The sequence below is a fragment of the Streptomyces sp. NRRL S-350 genome (assembly GCF_000719705.1).
Taxonomy (GTDB): domain Bacteria; phylum Actinomycetota; class Actinomycetes; order Streptomycetales; family Streptomycetaceae; genus Kitasatospora.
Genome location: NZ_JOHO01000041.1, coordinates 1 through 19,727, shown reverse-complemented (window position 1 = coordinate 19,727; position 19,727 = coordinate 1). Strand labels below are relative to the sequence as shown.

Annotated in this window: 16 protein-coding genes, 1 rRNA gene and 1 riboswitch; of the genes, 4 read left to right on the top strand and 13 right to left on the bottom strand. The window is 71.6% G+C overall.

The window, feature by feature from the left end; translation table 11 throughout:
* Together IF30_RS0128335 and IF30_RS0128330 are read left to right on the top strand one after the other, a co-directional pair.
* Window positions 1-573: a hypothetical protein gene (locus IF30_RS0128335; protein WP_030243694.1), complete on the top strand. Its 573-nt coding sequence runs from the start codon at window positions 1-3 to the stop codon at window positions 571-573.
* Between the two features lie 416 nt (window positions 574-989).
* Window positions 990-1,181 carry a DUF5999 family protein gene (locus IF30_RS0128330; RefSeq protein WP_030243692.1) on the top strand — a complete coding sequence of 64 codons (192 nt, stop codon included), beginning with the start codon at window positions 990-992 and terminating at the stop codon, window positions 1,179-1,181.
* Window positions 1,182-1,305: 124 nt separating this feature from the next.
* Here the strand turns inward: IF30_RS0128330 and gcvP are convergent, their stop codons facing one another.
* Complete coding sequence (gene gcvP, locus IF30_RS0128325; protein WP_030243691.1) at window positions 1,306-4,206, bottom strand: aminomethyl-transferring glycine dehydrogenase; 2,901 nt, start codon at window positions 4,204-4,206, stop codon at window positions 1,306-1,308.
* 237 nt (window positions 4,207-4,443) lie between these two features.
* A riboswitch (glycine riboswitch) is annotated at window positions 4,444-4,547 on the bottom strand.
* A 225-nt stretch (window positions 4,548-4,772) separates the two neighbouring features.
* Here gcvP and IF30_RS45680 point away from each other — a divergent pair.
* Both IF30_RS45680 and IF30_RS0128315 read left to right on the top strand, forming a co-directional pair.
* Window positions 4,773-5,828, top strand: a complete 1,056-nt coding sequence (locus IF30_RS45680; RefSeq protein ID WP_078891784.1) for a PRC and DUF2382 domain-containing protein — start codon at window positions 4,773-4,775, stop codon at window positions 5,826-5,828.
* A 176-nt stretch (window positions 5,829-6,004) separates the two neighbouring features.
* The gene (locus tag IF30_RS0128315) at window positions 6,005-7,501 is read left to right on the top strand and encodes an MFS transporter (protein ID WP_030243688.1); all 1,497 of its coding nucleotides are present in this window, start codon (window positions 6,005-6,007) and stop codon (window positions 7,499-7,501) included.
* Between the two features lie 175 nt (window positions 7,502-7,676).
* On the opposite strand, the gene IF30_RS0128310 is transcribed toward IF30_RS0128315, so the two are convergent.
* From IF30_RS0128310 to rrf, 12 genes are all read right to left on the bottom strand, one after another.
* Entirely contained in the window at window positions 7,677-9,113 is a 1,437-nt protein-coding gene (locus IF30_RS0128310; protein WP_078891783.1) for a DNA polymerase IV, read from the bottom strand.
* A gap of 99 nt (window positions 9,114-9,212) precedes the next feature.
* The gene (locus IF30_RS0128305) at window positions 9,213-9,935 is read right to left on the bottom strand and encodes a SanA/YdcF family protein (RefSeq protein WP_051711376.1); all 723 of its coding nucleotides are present in this window, start codon (window positions 9,933-9,935) and stop codon (window positions 9,213-9,215) included.
* Between the two features lie 93 nt (window positions 9,936-10,028).
* Window positions 10,029-10,676, bottom strand: coding sequence for a MerR family transcriptional regulator (locus IF30_RS0128300; protein WP_030243682.1), 648 nt, complete (start codon window positions 10,674-10,676; stop codon window positions 10,029-10,031).
* A 234-nt stretch (window positions 10,677-10,910) separates the two neighbouring features.
* Window positions 10,911-11,387, bottom strand: coding sequence for a bifunctional nuclease family protein (locus IF30_RS0128295; RefSeq protein WP_030062493.1), 477 nt, complete (start codon window positions 11,385-11,387; stop codon window positions 10,911-10,913).
* A gap of 97 nt (window positions 11,388-11,484) precedes the next feature.
* Complete coding sequence (locus tag IF30_RS0128290; RefSeq protein ID WP_037901472.1) at window positions 11,485-12,180, bottom strand: MerR family transcriptional regulator; 696 nt, start codon at window positions 12,178-12,180, stop codon at window positions 11,485-11,487.
* Between the two features lie 179 nt (window positions 12,181-12,359).
* Window positions 12,360-13,241 carry an FHA domain-containing protein gene (locus IF30_RS44665; RefSeq protein WP_063752804.1) on the bottom strand — a complete coding sequence of 294 codons (882 nt, stop codon included), beginning with the start codon at window positions 13,239-13,241 and terminating at the stop codon, window positions 12,360-12,362.
* A 226-nt stretch (window positions 13,242-13,467) separates the two neighbouring features.
* On the bottom strand, window positions 13,468-14,385 hold the full coding sequence (locus IF30_RS0128280; protein WP_030243677.1) for a DUF881 domain-containing protein: 918 nt from the start codon (window positions 14,383-14,385) through the stop codon (window positions 13,468-13,470).
* A gap of 310 nt (window positions 14,386-14,695) precedes the next feature.
* Window positions 14,696-15,028: a small basic family protein gene (locus tag IF30_RS0128275; protein ID WP_030062488.1), complete on the bottom strand. Its 333-nt coding sequence runs from the start codon at window positions 15,026-15,028 to the stop codon at window positions 14,696-14,698.
* The gene (locus IF30_RS0128270) at window positions 15,025-16,119 is read right to left on the bottom strand and encodes a DUF881 domain-containing protein (RefSeq protein ID WP_324605658.1); all 1,095 of its coding nucleotides are present in this window, start codon (window positions 16,117-16,119) and stop codon (window positions 15,025-15,027) included. Before IF30_RS0128270 ends, IF30_RS0128275 begins: the two co-directional genes overlap by 4 nt.
* A 179-nt stretch (window positions 16,120-16,298) precedes the next feature.
* Window positions 16,299-18,794 carry a mannose-1-phosphate guanyltransferase gene (locus IF30_RS0128265; RefSeq protein WP_030243671.1) on the bottom strand — a complete coding sequence of 832 codons (2,496 nt, stop codon included), beginning with the start codon at window positions 18,792-18,794 and terminating at the stop codon, window positions 16,299-16,301.
* A 123-nt stretch (window positions 18,795-18,917) separates the two neighbouring features.
* Window positions 18,918-19,538 (bottom strand): CDP-alcohol phosphatidyltransferase family protein, encoded by a 621-nt coding sequence (locus IF30_RS0128260; protein WP_030243670.1) that lies wholly within the window; start codon window positions 19,536-19,538, stop codon window positions 18,918-18,920.
* A gap of 98 nt (window positions 19,539-19,636) precedes the next feature.
* Window positions 19,637-19,727, bottom strand: a 5S ribosomal RNA gene (gene rrf / locus IF30_RS43985); the annotation flags it as partial.

The window sequence follows — 19,727 nt, the reverse complement described above, 5'->3', positions numbered from 1 at the left end:
ATGACTCTGCAGACCCCCCAGCCCCCACCGAGCGCCCTGCGCGCGCTCCTGGGCGCACTCGACTCGGAGACCGCCCTGCGCCAGCCCGCCGCCGCAGCGCTGCGTCATCCCGTCGGCCGCCTGCTCCCCGCGCACCCGCTCGCGGTGCACGTCCTGGACGGCCCACGCCCCGACCTCTCCGCCGCCCGCCGCACCGGCTGGCGCTTCCTGATCAAGGACGGCTCCGACGTCGCCGCCGCCGCCGAGGTGGTGCAGAGCGTCGAGGGCCACACCTTCTCGCACTTCACCGCCGGCCCCTACCTCGACTCGACGGTCCGGGCATTGCGCGAGGCCCGGCAGCTCGCCCAGGGCTCCCGGGTCCGCCGACAGCCCCGCCTGCTGACCTTCCCCGGCCAGTACGCGACGGCGCTCTGGCTGCACAATCCCGACACAGGACCGGACTCCGACCTGCTGATCCCGCTCGCCCCGGCCCCGCTCGGCGTCACCGCGCACCGCGCCCACCCGGCCGCGGAGCTACTGCCGCTGCTCGCCCGTACCCCGCTCGCCAGGCCGCTGCTGCTCGGCTCCGCCTGAGCCGCCCGCAGTCGTAAGGGCCGCCGGGCCACCCGCCCGGCGGCCCTTCGGCGCGGCCGCGTCCGCGGCCCGGGTGCGCATCACCCGAACGGCACCGCCCGGACGGGCCATTCGCCATGGCCTGATCGGGCCAGGCCCGGGCTGACCCACCGGTGCGCCTTTTCTTCCCCGCCCCACCTGAACGGGTGATCTCTGCCCGGGAGTTGTGGCGCATGTCACCAAATCCCTGCGCGCGCGTCCCCAGACGCCGACACTGGGAACCAGCGTGGAAGGACCACCTGTCCTACCCACTTGAGCGCCGGTCAACACCTGACCGACGTGCGGACAGGATCCGACTACCGCGGCGGTTCCCGGGCAGCCCGACCTCCGGCGACCGCACCACGGGGAGGATCGCAGAGCGAAGCGAGGGTACGCGTATGTGCCAGCACCGTCCTGAGTGCCCGTCGGCCGAGTCCGAGGACCGCGAGGCGGCCGTGTCGGTGGCCTGCCACCCGGAGCAGGGCTGGAGCCTGCTCTGCAACGGCGTCGTGATGTTCGAGGACACCGGCGAACTGCTGCCCGACGGCCGGGTGATCGCCCCGCGCCGCCCCGTCGCCCACGCGGCCTGACCGACCGGTCCGGCCGCACGGCGGGGGCAGCCGCCGCAACGGCGCACAACGGGCGGGGCCCCGGCGGATCGATCCGCCGGGGCCCCGCGTTCGTGCGCCCGGGCCCGTCGTGGCCCGGAGTCCGTCAGACGCCGTACTCGTCCAGCGGCGGGCAGGAGCAGACCAGGTTGCGGTCGCCGTACGCGCCGTCGATCCGGCTCACCGGCGGCCAGTACTTGTCCGCCGGGTTCACGCCCGCCGGGAAGACGGCCTCCTGCCGCGAGTAGCCGTGCGCCCAGTCGCCGGCCAGCTCGGCGGCGGTGTGCGGGGCGTTGCGCAGCGGGTTGTCGTCGGCCGCCCACTCACCCGAGCCGACCTTGTCGATCTCGGCCCGGATGGCGATCATCGCGTCGCAGAACCGGTCGATCTCGTGCAGGTCCTCGGACTCGGTCGGCTCGATCATCAGCGTGCCGGCCACCGGGAAGGACATCGTCGGCGCGTGGAAGCCGTAGTCGATCAGGCGCTTGGCGATGTCGTCCACCGTCACGCCCGTCTCCTTGGTCAGCGGACGCAGGTCGATGATGCACTCGTGCGCGACCAGCCCGCCCGGGCCCGTGTAGAGCACCGGGAAGTGCGGCGCCAGGCGCTTGGCGATGTAGTTGGCGTTCAGCACCGCGACCTGGGTCGCGCGCTTGAGGCCCTCGCCGCCCATCAGCCGGACGTACGCCCACGAGATCGGCAGGATCGCCGCCGAGCCCCACGGCGCGGCCGAGATCGGACCGACGCCGGTGGCCGGGCCGGCCTCCGGCTGCAGCGGGTGGTTCGGCAGGTACGGCGCCAGGTGGGCGCGCACCGCGACCGGGCCGACGCCCGGGCCGCCGCCGCCGTGCGGGATGCAGAAGGTCTTGTGCAGGTTGAGGTGCGAGACGTCCGCGCCGAACTTGCCCGGCTTGGCGAGGCCGACCAGCGCGTTCAGGTTGGCACCGTCCACGTACACCTGGCCGCCGGCCTCGTGCACCAGGGCGCAGATCTCGGTGATCTGGGTCTCGTAGACGCCGTGGGTCGACGGGTAGGTGACCATCAGCACCGACAGGTTGTCGCGGTGCTGCTCGATCTTGGCCTTCAGGTCCTCGACGTCCACGTCGCCGTCGACCAGGGTCTTCACCACGACCACGCGCATGCCGGCCATCACCGCGGAGGCGGCGTTGGTGCCGTGCGCGGAGGACGGGATCAGGCAGACGTCGCGCTGGGTGTCGCCGTTGCCCTGGTGGTAGGCCCGGACGGCCAGCAGGCCGGCCAGCTCGCCCTGCGAGCCCGCGTTCGGCTGGATCGAGACGGCGTCGTAGCCGGTGACCTCGACCAGCTGCTGCTCCAGCTGGCGGATCAGGGTCAGGTAGCCCTGGGCCTGCTCGATCGGCGCGAAGGGGTGCAGCTGGCCGAACTCCGGCCAGGTCACGGCCTCCATCTCGGTGGTCGCGTTGAGCTTCATGGTGCAGGAGCCGAGCGGGATCATGCCGCGGTCCAGCGCGTAGTCCCGGTCCGACAGGCGGCGCAGGTAGCGCAGCATGGCGGTCTCCGAGCGGTGGCTGTGGAAGACGGGGTGGGTGAGGTACTCGTCCTCGCGCAGCAGGGCGGCGGGCAGCGCGTCGGCGTCCTCGGCCACCTCGACCGCCGGCACGCCGAACGCGGCCCAGACGCCGGCCAGGTGCTCACGGGTGGTGGTCTCGTCGGTGGAGACCGCGATCCGGTCCTCGCCGTCCTGGTACACGTTGATGCCGTTGGCGCGGGCGGCGGCGGCGATCTCGGCGGCGCGGCCCGGGACGACGGCGGTGACGGTGTCGAAGAACTCGCCGTGCAGCAGCTCGACGCCGCCGGCCCGCAGGCCCTCGGCGAGGGCGGCGGCGTAGCGGTGGGTGCGACGCGCGATGTCGGCCAGGCCGTCCGGGCCGTGGTACACGGCGTACATCGAGGCCATGACGGCGAGCAGCACCTGGGCGGTGCAGATGTTGCTGGTGGCCTTCTCGCGGCGGATGTGCTGCTCACGGGTCTGCAGCGCCAGGCGGTAGGCGCGGGTGCCGTCGGCGTCGACGGAGACGCCGACGAGGCGGCCGGGCAGCGAGCGGGCGTACTCGGCGCGCACCGAGAGGTAGCCGGCGTGCGGACCGCCGAAGCCCATCGGCACGCCGAAGCGCTGCGAGGTGCCGCAGGCGATGTCGGCGCCCAGCGAGCCCGGGGACTTGAGCAGGGTGAGCGCCAGCAGGTCGGCGGCGACGGCGACGACGGCGCCCAGGCCGTGCGCCTGCTCGATCACCGGGGCGAGGTCGCGGACCACGCCGGTGGCGCCCGGGTACTGCAGCAGCACACCGAAGACGCCGCGCTCGGCGATCTCCGCCGGGATGCCCTCGGAGAGGTCGGCGACGACGACCTCGACGCCGGTCGGCACGGCACGGGTGTTGATCACCGCGACGGTCTGCGGCAGGGTCTCGGCGTCGACCAGGAAGACGCCGCCCTTGACCTTGGTGACGCGGCGGGCCAGCGCCATCGCCTCGGCGGCCGCGGTGCTCTCGTCGAGCAGCGAGGAGCCGGAGGTCGGCAGGCCGGTCAGGTCGGAGACGAGGGTCTGGAAGTTGAGCAGCGCCTCCAGGCGGCCCTGCGAGATCTCCGGCTGGTACGGCGTGTAGGCGGTGTACCAGGCCGGGTTCTCCATGACGTTGCGCAGGATCACCGGCGGGGTGAAGGTGCCGTAGTAGCCCAGGCCGATCATCGGCTGGAGCACCTGGTTGCGGCCGGCCAGCTCGCGCAGCTCGGCGAGGACCTGGGCCTCGGTCCGGCCGGCGGGCAGGTCCAGGCCGGTGATGGAGCGGATCGCCTCGGGCACGGCGGTGACGGCGAGCTCGTCCAGCGAGCCGTAGCCGACGGACGCCAGCATCTTCTCCTGCGCGGGGGCGTCGGGGCCGATGTGGCGGTTCTCGAAGGGGCTGGCCAGCTCAAGCTCGGTGAGGGTCGAGGCGCCGGTGGGGCGTCCCGCGTTCGGCTGGGCGTTCATGGTGGTCGAGGCCTCCTGGTCACGGACCGGCGGGGGTACGCACGCCGGCCGGCCTTCCCGCTGCGGACAGCGGATCGGCCCTGGCGGACGAACCCGACAGGCCTCCCCCTCTGTCATCGGGACCTGAGAGCTTCGCCCGCACGGTGCGCGGTCGGCGCGCCGTCGGCTTGCACCGTCGGTGAGGGTGGTGATCGCCGGCTCCCATGCCGACGGTCCTGCCCTGCTTTCCAGAGTGACCTACCCCACACGGTACGGATGCCTGAGAGATTCCGGGGAGGAGTTGCTCCTTCGGCGCCCCGACCAGCGCTTTTCGCAATCGGAGACTCTCCCGAGCGGGCTCTGCGGTCGCCGCCCAGGGTACCAGCGGGAGGCCTTCCGATCACGGGTGCGTCGCGTCACCTCCGGTCTACGCGCGTCCCCCGGACGGCGCAGCTCCCAGCCCGTCCGGCGCACTCGGGTCGCGCCCGTCCGATTCATGGCTTTTGGTGTGAAGTGGCGGGACGACAAGGGTGCTCCGGCCGCCTTTCCTGCGGGAATTCCGCAGGCCCAGCGCACTGGAGGAAAGAGTGCAGACCGACATCGACCCCCGGGATCTCATCGGCCACAAGGCGGTCGACCGCAGCGGAGACAAGATCGGCACGGTCGACGAGGTGTACCTGGACGACGCCACCGGTCGGCCCGAGTGGGCCGCCGTCCGGACCGGCATCTTCGGCCGGGACGCCTTCGTCCCGCTCACCACGAGCGAGTTCTCCGGCGACGAGCTCCGGGTGCCGTACGACAAGTCGCTGGTGAAGGAGTCGCCGGACTTCGGCGTCGGCCAGCACCTGTCCCCCGCCCAGGAGCTCCAGCTCTACCGCTACTACGGCCTCGACACCTCGGTGGACGGGCACGGGGCCGACGAGGACGGCGGCCGGGCCGCCCAGCCCGACCTCGACTTCGGCACCGCCGCGGCGGCCACGACCACCGCCAAGCCACTCGCCTTCCGCTCCCACGAGCCCGGCCCGGCCACCACGGTCGCCCCCGTCAACCACAGCCCCAGCACCGCCACGGAGGCCCCAGTGCAGACCGTCAGCACCCCTGCACCCGTCACCACGGCCCTCGCGCCCACGCCCGCGACGGAGCCGAGGTTCCACCAGGCCCCGGCGGCGAGCAGCCCTTCTCCCGCCCCGGGTACGGCCCCGTCCGCCCCCACCGGCCCGGTCGAGATCACCTGCCACGAGGAGCGGCTGGACATCACCACCGAGTGGCACACCGTGGGCACCGCGAAGCTGCGCAAGTACGTGACGACCGAGCAGATCGAGCGCCGCGTCCCGGTGGTCCGCGAAAGGGTCCGGGTCGAGCGGGTGCCGGTCAGCGACGCCGAGCGCACCGCGCTCAGCGACAAGGAGATCGCCGAGGCCGTCGAAGAGGTCACCCTCCGTGAGGAGCGCCCGGCGGTCCGCAAGTACCTCACCCCGATCGAGCGCGTCCGCCTCGTGGTCGAGCGGTACACCGACGAGGAGGTGATCCGGGACGAACTCCGCCGCGAGCACGTCGAGGTACACGACGACACGGCGTCCCAGGCGGCCGCCGCCCCGGCCCCGGATATGTCCCACGCGGAAGCCCTGCGGCCCGTCGTCTGACCCTCCCCGCACCCGAAGGACCCCGGCCGGACGACCGGGGTCCTTCCGCGTGTCCGGGCCGGCGGGGGCGCTCCCTTCCCCCCTTTGCCAAACCTTAACCACTCGATATTTGACACTCTGAAGTATTTCCCGCACAGTTACTTCAGTTCATTCACTATGTACGGGAGGAAGCAACCGTGAGTGAGGCACCCCAGCCCACCACCGCGGCCGAGAAGCAGAGCAGCGCCCGGGTCCTGCCGGCCCTCATCCTGGCGATGCTGTCGTTCAGCGTGGTGCAGACCGCGGTCGTCCCGATCCTGCCCTCGCTGGCCAAGGAACTGGACGTCACCGCGTCCAGCGTCACCTGGCTGATGACCGCCAACCTGCTGTCCGCCGCCGTGCTGACTCCCCTCCTGGGCCGCTTCGGCGACCTCCGGGGCCGTAAGCCGATGCTGCTGATCTCGCTGGCGGGCCTGGTCGCCGGTTCGGCACTGGCCGTCAGCACCCACTCCTTCACCTGGCTGGTCGTCGCCCGCGTCCTGCAGGGCGCCGGCGGTGGCGTCATGCCGCTGGCGATCAGCATCGTCCGCGACGAGCTGCCCAAGCAGAAGGTGACCGGCGGCGTCGCCGCCATCAGCGCCTCGATGGGCGTCGGTTCCGGCCTCGGCCTGGTCGCCACCGGCGTCCTGCTGGAGCACTGGAACTACAAGTCGATCTTCTGGATGGGCCTGGTCTTCGGCCTGATCGCGATCGCCCTGGTCGCCTTCCGCGTCCCGTCCGACCCGGTCACCGACAAGGAGGGCGGCGCCGACCCGCTCGGCGCGATCACCCTGGCCGGCTGGCTCTCCGCCCTGCTGGTCGCGGTCAGCCAGGGCAACCACTGGGGCTGGACCTCGACCAAGACCCTCGGCCTGTTCGCCATCGCCGCCGTCGTGGCCCTGATCTGGGGGATCATCGAGACCAAGGTCGCGCACCCCCTGGTCGACATGAAGATGATGTCCCGCCCGGCCGTGGCCTTCACCAACGCCGCCGGCCTGCTCATCGGCTTCGGCATGTACGGCTCCTTCATGGTCATCAGCAACTTCGCCCAGACCCCGGAGAAGCTGACCCACTACGGCTTCACGGCCACCGTGCTGCACGCGGGTGTCATGCTGCTGCCGTCCGCGATCGGCTCGATGGTCGCCGCCCCGCTGGGCGCCCTGCTGATCGCCCGCCGCGGCCCGCGCCTGCCGCTGGTCCTCGGTGGTGTCCTCGGCGCCGTCTCGATGGCCTACCTGGCCCTGCGACACAGCCACGAGGGCGACATCTACACCGCCTCGGCCATCTTCGGCCTCGGTGTCGGCCTCGCCTTCGCCGCGATGCCGGCCTACATCAACGGCGCCGTCCCGGTCGAGCAGAGCGGCATCGCCAACGGCATGAACTCCGTGCTGCGCACCGTCGGTGGCGCGATCGGCACCGCCGTCATGGCCGCCATCCTGACCGGCGACACCATGAAGCTGCCGCCGCAGATCCCGATCTCCCTGCCCACCCTGGACGCCTACAAGCACGCGTTCTGGACCGCGGCCGTGGTCTGCGTGATCGCCGGTGTCGTCCCGTTCCTGATCCGCGCCACCAAGACCGACGCCCTCCCCACGGTCGTCGACGGCCCGGTCCCGCAGGACTCCAGCGACAAGCTGGTCAAGACCGACGCCTGACGAGGCGTCCGGCCCCCGCGCTCAGGGACAGGGCGCGGGGCCCCGGTCCTCCGTACGTCGCGAGGGCATCACGACCGTACGGGTTCCGGCACGGTGATACGGCTCCACCCGGTACTCCCCCACCGGGTGGGGCCGTTTTCGTCTCTCCGCCCCTCACGCCCCAGCCCCTCACGCCTCAGCCACCCTCCCCCGACCCGTCGCCGTCCCCGCCGGACCCGGCGCCCTCAGCAGAGGTCGCGCCCTCCTCCCGGCGCAGCGGCAGCGGCCGGGAGGGTTCGAGTGCCGGGTCGTCCACCGCGAAGGTCCGCACCCGCCCGGGCCCGCTCCACGGCGTCTCGAACCGTACGGTGACCCTCCCGACACCACTGCCCTGGACCCACCCCGGCCCGAACTCGGCATGCCGGACGTCCTGCCCGGGCAGCCAGCGCCGCACCACGGCGGCCTCCGGCTCCTCCTCGCTCTCCACGGCGGCGGCCTCGGCGGCCGCTGCGGTGTGCTCCTCGGCCTCCTCCCGCAGGGCCTGCGCGAACAGGTCCTCCTGGGTGTAGTCCGCGAGTTGGGCGACGCCCACGCCGAGCAGCCGGACCCCGCCGGTGATGTCCACCTGCTCGGCCAGCCGCCGCGCGGTCGCGGTGATCACCGCCTCGTCATCGGTGGGTCCGCCGAGCGTTTCCGAGCGGGTCAGCGTCGAGAAGTCGAACCGCCGGACCTTGAGCACCACCGTCCGCCCCGAGCGCCCTGCCGCCCGCAGCCGCCGCACGCACCGGGCGGCCAGCGCCTCCACCTCGCGCAGCACCCGCTCCCGGTCGGCCAGGTCCACCTCGTACGTGTCCTCCACCGAGACGGACTTGGCGTCCTGGTCGGCCACCACGGGCCGCTCGTCGAGCCCTATCGACATCTGGTGGATCCCGGCGCCGTGCGCCCGCCCGAGCAGCTGGACCAGTTCCGCCTCCCCCGCCTCGGCGAGATCGGCCACGGTGCTCAGCCCGGCCCGCCGCAGCACCTGCTCCGTGGCCGGCCCGATCCCGGGCAGCGCCCGGACCGGCAGCGGACCGAGCACGGCCCGCTCCTGTCCGGGTTCGATCAGCACCAGGCCGTCCGGCTTGGCCTGCTCGGAGGCGATCTTGGCCATCAGCTTGGATCCGGCCGCGCCGACCGAGCCGGTCAGTCCGGTGAGCCGCTGGATGTCCGCGCGCAGGTCCTCCGCGAGCGCGAGCACCAGCCGCTCGCCGGTCTCGTGGTCCGCCTCCGCCAGCACCGGGCCGTACGGTCCGGCCTCCAGGTCCACGAAGGCCTCGTCCAGGCTGAGCGGCTGCACCAGCGGCGACAGCTCGCGCAGCAGGCCCATCACGGTGTCGCTGACCTGCCGGTAGGCCTCGAACCGGCCCGCCAGGAAGGCCGCATTGGGGCAGAGCCGGCGTGCCTGCGCCATCGGCAGCGCCGAGTGCACCCCGAACTTCCGCGCCTCGTACGAGGCCGTGGAGACCACGCCACGCCCGCCGAGCCCGCCGACGATCACCGGCTTGCCGCGCAGGCTCGGCTTGGCCGCCTGCTCCACCGCCGCGAAGAAGGCGTCCATGTCGAGGTGGATGATGCTCGGCAGTGATCGCACCCGCCGATCATCGCGTACGGGTCCGACAGTGCGTACGAACCCGGCCGACGCCCCCTTCCGGTGCTCCGGCGTCCGGCGGCCCGGTGGCGGCGCCGTCGGCTACTTCTTCGCCGCCTGCGCCAGCGCCTTCGGAATGCCGTCCTCCTTGGGCCCGAGGAACTCCGGGTCCGGCCGCAGCCAGGCGTTGACCGCCGCCTTGCCCGCCCCGGCGACCTCCCGAAGCCCGCCGTACAGCCACGTCACGTCGTGCAGCTCCGGCACCCCGACGGCGTACGACCGGATGCCCGCCGCCTCGCAGAGCGCCAACGCCCGCCGGACGTGGAAGTCCTGGCTGACCAGCACCGCCCGGTCCACCCCGAAGATCCGGTGCGCCCGGGTGCAGGAGTCCCAGGTGTCGAAGCCCGCGTAGTCGCGGACCACCCGGTCCGCCGGCACCCCGTGCCCGGTCAGGTACGTGAACATCGCGTCGGGCTCGTCGTACTCGATCCGCCCGTTGTCCCCCGTCACGAGGATCGCCCGGACCTTGCCCTCCCGGTAGAGGTCCACCGCCGCGACCAAGCGGTGCTCCAGGTACGGCGAGGGCTTGCCCTGGTCCAGTCCGGCGCCGAAGACCACCGCCACCGGGGCGGACGGCGCGCTCTCCACCGTGCCCACCCGGTCCCCCGCGGTCACCCACACCCAGGCACTGGGCGCCAGCGCCAGCGAGCACAGCACCGTGCCCACCTGGAACACCCTGCGCTGGGTCCCCCGCTGCCGCAGTCGCGTCCGCAGCAGTCCGGCTCTGCGCCGCAGCAGCCCCGATATCCCGGTGCCGACCCCCATGTGCCCCTCCGTCGCTCGTTTCACCAGGCAACACGACGAGGCCGCGGGGCCGAACGGTTCCCCGTCCGGCCCGCGGCCCCGTCGAACAACCAGTCAGACCGCCCGGTTGCGCCGCTGCGCCAGTTCGTCGGCCGGGTCGTGCCCGACCAGGGTCTCGCCGGTGTCGGTGCGCTCGGCGTGCAGTCGTCCGACGACGAGCTCAAGCTCCCGCCAGACCGCGCCGACCGCGATGCCGAACACCCCCTGACCGCCCTTCAGCAGGTCCACCACCTGCTGCGGCGTGGCGCATTCGTACACCGTCGCGCCGTCGCACATCAGCGTCATCCCGGCCAGGTCCGCCTGCTCGGCGGCCTGCAGGTGGGCGACGGCCACCCGGATGTTCTGCAGCGAGACCCCTGCGTCGAGCAGCCGCTTCACGATCTTGAGCAGCAGGATGTCGCGGAAGCTGTAGAGCCGCTGGCTGGTCGCCGGGTAGGCCGTCCGGACGCTGGGCTCCAGCAGTCCGGTGCGGGCCCAGTAGTCCAACTGGCGGTAGGTGATGCCGGCCGCCGCACAGGCCGTGGGGCCGCGGAAGCCGACCAGTTCGGAGGTCGGGGCCAGTCGCTCGATGGCCGGCTGACCCGGCTGCACGGCCGGGAACCTGCCCACCACCCGGGGGAGGTCCGCGACGGTACGGGCTGCGCGCGGCACGTGCACGGCGCACAGGCCTCCCACGGCCGCGTCATCGCCGGTGCTGCTCATGCCTGCCTCCGTCCACTCGTGCTGCGGGCAACCCGACTGCGGGCATCGGCCACCCGGACAGCCACTCCTGACGGTAGGCAGTCCCCTATGACCCGTCAACGATCGCCACGCCGGGTCAGACAAACCACATCACTCAGGAGAGTGGTTTTTCGTGCCCCTAGTGTGGGTAGATGGACGAATTTTGGCAAAACGACGGGCCGAGCGGGCCCCACAATCGGTCCGCGCTGCTTCGCGCTACTGCGGACCGCCGCCGCCGAAGTCCTCGGGCGAGACCTGGTCGAGGAACTCCCGGAACTTCTCGACCTCGTCCTCCTGCTCGTCCGGGATCGCGATGCCCGCCTCGGCGAGCACCTCCTCGCTCCCGTAGATCGGCGTGCCGGTCCGGAGCGCGAGCGCTATCGCGTCGGACGGCCGGGCGCTCACCTCGACCCCGCCGGCGAACACCAGCTCGGCGTAGAAGACACCCTCGCGCAGATCGGTGATCCGTACCTCGGTGAGCTGCTGGCCGAGCGCCTCCAGGACGTCCTTGAACAGGTCGTGCGTCAGCGGGCGCACCGGCGTCATGCCCTGCTGGGCGAAGGCGATCGCGGTCGCCTCGCCAGGGCCGATCCAGATCGGCAGGTAGCGATCTCCCCCGACCTCCCGCAGCAGCACGATCGGCTGGTTGGAAGGCATCTCCACTCGGACACCCACGACGTCGAGCTCATTCACACACGCAACCCTATGGCTCCGGTCCCGGATATGAAAGCGCAGGGCCGACGCCGCTGGTCAGCGCGGTGCACCGGCCGCCCGGAGGCCGCCGCGGCGGCTACCCGCGGGTCCGCAGACCGGCCTGGACCATGGCCGCGTGAAGCCGTACGGAAAGCGTCGCGAGTTCCCGCGCGGTGGCCTCGGCATGGGCCCTGGTCTGCGGGTTCCGGTGCCGGCGCAGCGGCGCCACCACCTGCTCCACCAGTGCGACCTCGCGGTCGGCCGCCGCCTTCATGGCCCTCAGGTGCCGCGGCTCCAGTCCGTACCGGCCGAGCTCCGCGACCAGCCGCGCCACCTGCAGTGCCTCGCCGTCGTACCCGCCGTCCGGGCCCGGGGCCACCAGGCCGTACGCCTCCCACTCGGCCAGCTCCCGCTCGCCGGCCTCGGCGGCTGCGAGCAGTTCGGCGCGCCCCAGCCGGACCCCGGACGCGACCTCGGCGGATGCCGTCAGTTCCCGGTCCGCCTCGTCCACCGGCCCCGGCCGGGTGTCGGCTGCGGAAGGCAGCGCGGGCGGGGCCTCGCCGCGTTCGATGGCGTCCAGGTGCTCGCGGATCACCCGCAGCGGGAGGTAGTGGTCCCGCTGCATCCGCAGGACGTAGGCCAGCCGGTCGACGTCGGCCGGGCTGAACTTGCGGTAACCCGAGGGCGTACGCTGCGGCTCGACCAGTCCTTCCGCCTCCAGGAAGCGGATCTTGGAGATGGTGACCTCGGGGAAGTCGTCGCGGAGGAAGGCCAGCACCGCGCCGATGCTCAACAGTTCGTCACCGCCGCGCCGCCGCCCGGCAGGCCGGTCCGGGCGGACCGGCTGCCTTGGGCCCGCGACCACCCCGCGCCCGCCGCGCTCCGCCTGCGGACCGGACAGGGCTGGGGTGGCCGCCCCGAGAGAAGAGGAAGGGGTATTCGTATTCACTCGGGCTCCTACCGACGTTGGTTTCAGTACCCCCGGTTGTGGCCGGCGAAGAACACCAGCCGGTACTTCCCGATCTGGACCTCGTCGCCGTTGTTGAGCGTCACCTCGTCGATCCGCTCCCGGTTCACGTAGGTGCCGTTCAGGCTGCCCACGTCCGCGACGCTGAAGCCGGCCGGCGTGCGGCGGAACTCCACGTGGCGGCGCGAGACCGTGACGTCGTCCAGGAAGATGTCACCCTGCGGGTGGCGCCCCGCCGTGGTGACGTCCGAGTCCAGCAGGAAGCGGCTGCCGGAGTTCGGGCCGCGCTGGACGATCAGCAGGGCCGAGCCCGGCGGCAGCGCGTCGATCGCGGACAGCACCTCGGCCGACAGGGCCGGCGTGGTGCCGGTGCCGGTCGTGGTGGTGGGGTCGTACGACTCCAGGCCGGAGATGGAGATGGTCGACGTGGTCTCCGCCGCCCCCTCCGGAAGCAGGCCGCCGCGCAGCGCCGCCCCGCAGTTGGAGCAGAACCGGGCCGCGGCCGGGTTCTGGTTGCCGCACCTGGGGCACGGAGTGGGGCCAGCCATGTTCACAGCCTCCTGGCGCGGCACACCCGACGGGTTGTGCCCGGCGTACGGGTCCGGGGCAAACCCTCCACCAGAGGTTGAGGGTCCTGCCGGGAAACCTATGCGCGGGTCGCCGGAAGGGTCAACCGACGCGCCGTGGCCCGCCGGATTCCCCGCGTACTGGGCGGCACCGCCGTCCCGGAACAACTGCTGTCCGGCGTACGGCGCGGCCTCGGGGGCAGGTCGCATGCCCGGCACGGCGGGCTCGTCCTCCGGCCTGCGGTGCCGCGCGGTGGGCGCCTCGACGGCGGCCGCGTCACGGCTCTTGTTGCGACCGAACAACTTCGAGAAGAAACTCACGGGCGAATCCCCTTGCGTGTGACAGACCCGCCCGCGGGGCAGGGTGAGAACCTCGGACAGGCCACGAGCCCGGTTGCGGCTCGGGCCCGCTGGAGTGGTACTCCGACGGTTGGTGCGGCGGTAGTTGCTGCGGAACGTACTGGCGCGAGCCAGTCTCGCCCACGTGACGACGGCGCCCCGCACCGGGTGCCGCCCGCCCGTGACGGGCCGTTCGCCGAGCGCCTCGTCACTTCGAAGCCGGCTTGGCGTACTGCGGCGTCTTCAGGTCCACGAGAGCGTCGACGACCACCTTCTGCTGCTGGGTGATCGTCGCCCGCGCCTGGTGGCTCTCCAGCGTGCGGACGACACCTCCCGGGATGTTCAGCGCGGGCGTCAGGTCCTGCGGGTTCCCCACGACGGTGAACCGATAGGGCTGCGAGACCTTCTTCCCGTCGATCTGCACCCCACCGCCCGACTGGTCGGTGAAGTAGGTGTTGACCACCACGCGCACATCGTTGATCTGAATCGCCTCCGCCCCCGCCGCTCGAAGTTCCTGCAGGGTGTCCAGCAGCATATCTGCCTTCACCTGCCCTTGGGGGTCATCGACCGTGAGGACGATGCCCGGACCAGTGGCTTTGACGGTACCGGCCAGAACACCGAGCTCCGTCACCTTCTTCCTGGTCTGTTCCTGGGCCTCCTTGGCCTGGTTGGAACTGTTCTCCAGCTTCGCCAGGGACTGCTCCAGCTCCGCCTTCTCCTGCTGGAGACGCTGTTGGCGGCTGTCCAGCTCGTCGAGGATCCGGACCAGGTCCTCCTGTCGGGCCCCGCGCAGCTGGCTGTGGTGGTCGTTGGTCGACCGCACCTGGATCGCCAGCCCCAGACCGAGCGAGAAGAGCAGCAGCGCCACCACCAGCTGACCGCGCGACAGCCTCGGCGGCCACAGCGCCGCCTTCAGGCGCCGTCGACCGGTGTTCCGGTCCACGACGGGCGACTGCTCGGCGGCCTCCGCAGCGGGCTCGGACTCCGGCTCCGCCGCCGGCTCGGGTTCGGCCTCCGGCGCGGGCTTCGACTCGACGGCCGGGGCGGGCAGGGGAGCAGGCTTCGCGCCCGGGCCGGGGCCGGGGCCAGGGGTCGTCTCCGGCTCCTTCGGCTCGAGCCTCGGCAGGACCGGCTTGGCGAGCCTGAGCGTCGGCTCCGGCAGCGATCCGGCCTCAAGCTCAGCCTCAGCCTCAGACTTCTCCTGGCCGGCGTCCCCGCCCGTCTCCTCGGCAGCTCCGCCGGCGCCCGGCTCGGGTGCCTCCACGGCCTTTCCGGTCGCCTCCTCGGCAGTCGGCTCCTCAGCGGTCGACTCCCCGGGGGTCGATTCCTTGACGATCGAGGAATCGACGGTCGAGGGGTCGACGGTCGGCTCCCCGGTCGCCGGCTCGACCTCCACGGCCTCCGGCGTTTTCTCTTCAGCCGTCCCGCGGCCCGGCTCAGGCACGGAAGACATGGCGCCGGATCGCGGCCGCGTTGGAGAAGATGCGGATGCCGAGGACGACGACCACACCCGTGGACAGCTGCGAGCCGACGCCCAGCTGGTCGCCGAGGAAGACGATCAGCGCCGCGACCACCACGTTCGACAGGAACGAGACGATGAACACCTTGTCGTTGAATATCCCGTCGAGCATCGCCCGGACACCTCCGAACACCGCGTCCAGGGCCGCGACCACGGCGATCGGCAGGTAGGGCACGACGGCGTCCGGCACCTCGGGTTGGACGAAGAGGCCGACGACCACTCCGATCACGAGACCCAGTACGGCAATCACGGTCTGGCTGCTCCTGTCCCTGTCGCGGTCTTGGCGGATCCGGTGGACGGACGCCGCTTGGTGGTCGGACCACCGCTGGTCGCGGATGGTGACGTGGTCGTTGAGGCCGATGGTGAGACGGACGCACCCGGGCTCTGCGAGGTTCCCTGGTCCGCCGAGGACGGTCCGGTCGGCATCGGGGTGCCCGGCGGCGTCGCGCTGGGAGAGGGTTCGGGCGTGACCGGCTGCGCGGTCCGCAGCGTGACGCCCACCGCCGCCGGCAGCGTCAGGCTCTTCTGCGTGGAGAGCGTCGACTTGATGCCGTACCTCTCCTGGAGCAGCCGCAGGTACTGTCCGGCCATGTCGTTCTCGAAGGCCGCCAGGACCTTCGGTCCGTCCCCGATCGCCTGGATGGAGTACGGCGGCACCAGCGGCCGGTTGTCCACCAGCACCGCCTCGCCCGCGGCCCGGATCGCGGACAGCGCGGTCAGCCGCTGGCCGTTGATCGCCACGGCCTCGGCCCCGGAGCCCCAGAGGCCGTTCACCACCAGTTGCAGGTCGTGGTCCCGGAGCCGTCCGCTGTTGGAGAAGCCCTGTCCGGCCCGGGGGTCGACGTTGCCCCCGAGGCCCGTCCCGGCGGCGTCCTCCAGGACCAGCTTGACGCCCGGCCCGGTGACCTCGCCCAGGCCCACGGTGCCGGTCAGACTGCCCGGGTCGCCGTCCCCTGCCGAGGCGAGCGCCTGCTGCTGGGTGCTGTCGACCTTGCGCCGCAGTTCCTGCACCTGCTTCTGCAGGTGGTCGGCCGAGGTGTTGCTGTCGTTGATCCGCTGGATCAGCGCGTCCCGTTCCTTGGCGAGCGTCGGTTCGGCCTTGTGCGCGTTCACCGCGCCGACCGTCACCACCGCTCCGACCAGCGCCAGCCCGGCGCCCAGCGTGAGGAGTCCCTGGAGCGTGCCGGGCATCCGGCTGTCCCGGGCACCGCCGCGGGCCGCGGCCGCCTCGGCGTAGCCCTCGTCCAGGCTGTGGTCCATCACGTTGGTCAGCAGGGACATCGAGGCGTCCGGGCGGTTGTACCGCCCGTTCGGGGCACTCGGCGTCGGCGTCGCTGGCATGCGGACCATCGTCCCATGGCGGAGGAGGGGCCAGTGCACGGCCCCTGAGCTGCACACATGCTGGACACACGACAGAAAGTGACGGATTACCTCGAATGAGGTGTAAACGGACAGCGGGGCGCACGGACCGAGCCGTGCGCCCCGCCGATCAGGGCAGTTCCGTCCTCAGCTGCGGGCCGTCACCGCCCGGCGCTCTCGACCACCGCCGCCCATTCGTCCAGCAGCGCCTCGGTCGCCTCGTCATCCGGTCCTTCCGCCCACAGGTGGGTGACCGCCTCGGCCGGGTCCGGCAGTACCAGCGTCCAGCGCCCGTCCGCCTCGACCACGCGGACGCCGTCCGTGGTGTCCAGGCGCCGGCTGCCCGCCGCCTCCACCACCGAGCGCATGACCATGCCCTTGGCCGCCCACGGCGTCGCGATGTCCCGGCGCCGGATGTGCGCCTGTGGGATCCGCGCGTCGATCTGGCTCAGCGTGAGCTGGGTCCGGGCGACCAGGCCGACCAGCCGGACGAAGGCCGCCGCCCCGTCCAGCACGCCGCTGAACTCCGGCACCACGAAGCCGCCGCGCCCGTCGCCGCCGAACACGGTGTTCTCGGCGGACGCCGCCTTCGCGAGGTCGTCCGGGGTCGTCGTGGTCCAGGTGACCTGGGTGCCGTGGTACGCGGCGACCTGCTCGGCGATCCGCGTCGTGGTCACCGGAAGCGCGACCTGACCACTGCGCCGCTCGGCCGCGACCAGGTCGAGCAGCACCAGCAGCGCCCGGTCGTCGTCGATCACCCGACCGAGCTCGTCCACGAACGCGACCCGCTCGCCGACCGGGTCGAAGCGGACGCCGAACGCCGCCCGCGAGGACGCCACCAGCTCGCCCAGCCTGGCCAGCCCGGCCCGTCGCTCCTCCGCGTCCTCCGTCGGCCGCGCCTCGTCGAGCCCGCTGGAGACGGTGAGCGCCTCCACTCCGAGCCGGCCGAGGATGCTCGGCAGCACGAGGCCTGCACTGCCGTGCGCGGTGTCCACGACCACCTTCAGCCCGGCTTCCCGGACCCCGGTGATGTCGACCGTCCGCAGCAGGTTGCCCGCGTAGGAGTCGAAGACGCTGGACGGGAAGGTCAGGTCACCGATCTCACCGGGGAAGGCCCGCCGGTACTCCTGGCGCGCGTAGACACGGTCGAGCTTGCGCTGCCCGGCCTGGGACAGGTCGGCCCCGCGCTCGTCGAAGAAGAGGATGTCCAGCGAGTCCGGCACTCCCGGCGTGGTCCGCAGGAAGATCCCGCCCGCGCTCCCCCGCGCCGTGTGCTGCCGGGCCACCGGCATCGGCACGTTCTCCAGGTCCCGGACGTCGATCGCCGAGGTCTGCAGCCCCGAGATCATCGCCCGTTTGAGCGCACGCGCACCACGCGAGTGGTCACGCGCAATGGTGACGGTCGCCCCCTTCTTGAGGGTCGTCGCATAGGCGCCCGCCAGCCGGACGGCCAGCTCCGGCGTGATCTCGACGTTCAGGATCCCCGAGACGCCGCGAAGGCCGAACAGGTGCTCCTGGCCGCGCGACTCCCAGATCACCGAGGTGTTGACGACGGCGCCGGCCTCGATGGTCTTGAACGGGTAGACCCGGACGTTCGCCCCGATGATCGACTCCTCGCCGACCAGGCACTCGTCCCCGATCACCGCGCCGTCCTCGATCCGCGCGGCCCGCATCACGTCGGTGTTCTTGCCGACCACGCAGCCGCGCAGATTGCTCTGCGGCCCGATGTACACGTTGTCGTGCACCACCGCCTTGTGCAGGAACGCGCCGCGCTTGACGACCACGTTGCTGCCCAGCACGGTGTGCTCGCGGAGCTCGACGCCGGCCTCGACCTTGGCGTAGTCCCCGATGTAGAGCGGCCCGCGGAGCACCGCCTCCGGGTCCACCTCGGCACCCTCGGCGACCCAGACGCCGGGCGAGATCTCGAAACCGTCCAGCTCGACGTCGACCTTGCCCTCCAGGACGTCCGCCTGGGCCTTGCCATAGCTCTCGTGCGTGCCCACGTCCTCCCAGTAGCCCTCGGCGACGTAGCCGTAGACCCGCTTCCCCTCCTTCAACAGCTGCGGGAACACGTCACTCGACCAGTCGACGGACTCACCCGCCGCGACGTAGTCGAAGACCTCGGGCTCCATCACGTAGATACCGGTGTTCACCGTGTCCGAGAAGACCTGGCCCCAGGTCGGCTTCTCCAGGAAGCGCTCGACCCGCCCCTCGTCGTCCGTGATCGTGATACCGAACTCCAGTGGGTTCGGCACCCGGGTGAGGCAGACGGTGACCAGAGCATCCTTGCTGCGGTGAAAGTCGATCAATTCAGAGAGATTGAAGTCGGTCAGCGCGTCACCGGAGATCACCAGAAAGGAGTCGTCCTTGAGCGCGTCCTCGGCGTTCTTGACACTCCCCGCAGTGCCCAGTGGCGTCTCCTCGTGGGCATATGTCAGATGCATGCCCAGCTCTTCGCCGTCACCGAAGTAGTTCTTGACCAGTGAGGCCAGGAACTGAACCGTGACGACGGTGTCAGAGAGACCGTGCCGCTTCAGCAGCCGAAGCACGTGCTCCATGATCGGCCTGTTGGCGACCGGTAGCAGCGGCTTCGGCATGCTGGAGGTCATCGGGCGGAGTCGGGTGCCCTCGCCCCCTGCCATTACAACGGCTTTCATTACGGGTGCGTCCTCCTTCGCGGTGTGGACCAGCAGGTCCATCAAACCGTTCCAGAAGGTGGTCTACCCGGAAGAGATCGTCCGACGCACCGATGGAGCGTGGGGCTTCTCTCAGATCACGTCTCAGACTGCGGACGCCGGCCCCGCCGAGCGCCCCTTGACGATCTGCCTCGCCTGGACCGCGTAAAGAATGGCGGCCCACCAGTACAGGGTGGTGCCCCACCAGATGAAGGCCCAGCTCACCACCTCGGCCGGCCGCGCGATCCAGCTGTCCACGCTGCCGAGCAGCAGCAGCGGAAACGCGTACATCAGGTTGAAGGTCGCCGCCTTCCCCAGGAAACTCACCTGCAACGGCCCGTAACCGTGCCGGTTCAAAATGGGCAGCAGTGCGGCGATGAACACCTCCCGGGCCAGCAGAATCGCCGTCAGCCACCACGGCAGAATCTCACGCCAGGTCAATCCGACCAAGGTGGACAGCACATAGAGCCGGTCGGCCAGCGGATCCAGCAGCTGCCCCACCCGACTGATCTGCCCCCACCGCCTAGCGAGCTTTCCGTCCAGGTAGTCGCTGACACCGCTGAGCGCCAGGATCAGCAGAGCCCAGCCGTCATTGTTGGGCCCGCCGAAGACCGGCCACAGAATGAGCCAGAGAAAAAGCGGAACGCCGACCAGCCGGCCCATGCTGAGCAGGTTGGGGATGGTGAGGACGCGATCGGTCTGGACCCGCGTCTCCTGGACCTCCACCCGGGGGCCTCCTGTCCCGTGCAACGACAATGCATGTTGACCCTACAACAGAGAAGCCCCCGCCCGGTTCACCCGGCGGGGGCTTCTCTCGAAGAATTGTTCGGCGGCGTCCTACTCTCCCACAGGGTCCCCCCTGCAGTACCATCGGCGCTATGAGGCTTAGCTTCCGGGTTCGGAATGTAACCGGGC

Excerpts from the sequence above, each read along its gene's own strand:
- IF30_RS0128335 (WP_030243694.1), top strand. The coding sequence starts at position 1 with ATGACTCTGCAGACCCCCCAGCCCCCACCGAGCGCCCTGCGCGCGCTC.
- IF30_RS0128330 (WP_030243692.1), top strand. The coding sequence starts at position 990 with ATGTGCCAGCACCGTCCTGAGTGCCCGTCGGCCGAGTCCGAGGACCGC.
- gcvP (WP_030243691.1), bottom strand. The coding sequence starts at position 4,206 with ATGAACGCCCAGCCGAACGCGGGACGCCCCACCGGCGCCTCGACCCTC.
- IF30_RS0128305 (WP_051711376.1), bottom strand. The coding sequence starts at position 9,935 with ATGGGGGTCGGCACCGGGATATCGGGGCTGCTGCGGCGCAGAGCCGGA.
- IF30_RS0128300 (WP_030243682.1), bottom strand. The coding sequence starts at position 10,676 with ATGAGCAGCACCGGCGATGACGCGGCCGTGGGAGGCCTGTGCGCCGTG.
- IF30_RS0128270 (WP_324605658.1), bottom strand. The coding sequence starts at position 16,119 with ATGCCAGCGACGCCGACGCCGAGTGCCCCGAACGGGCGGTACAACCGC.
- IF30_RS0128265 (WP_030243671.1), bottom strand. The coding sequence starts at position 18,794 with ATGAAAGCCGTTGTAATGGCAGGGGGCGAGGGCACCCGACTCCGCCCG.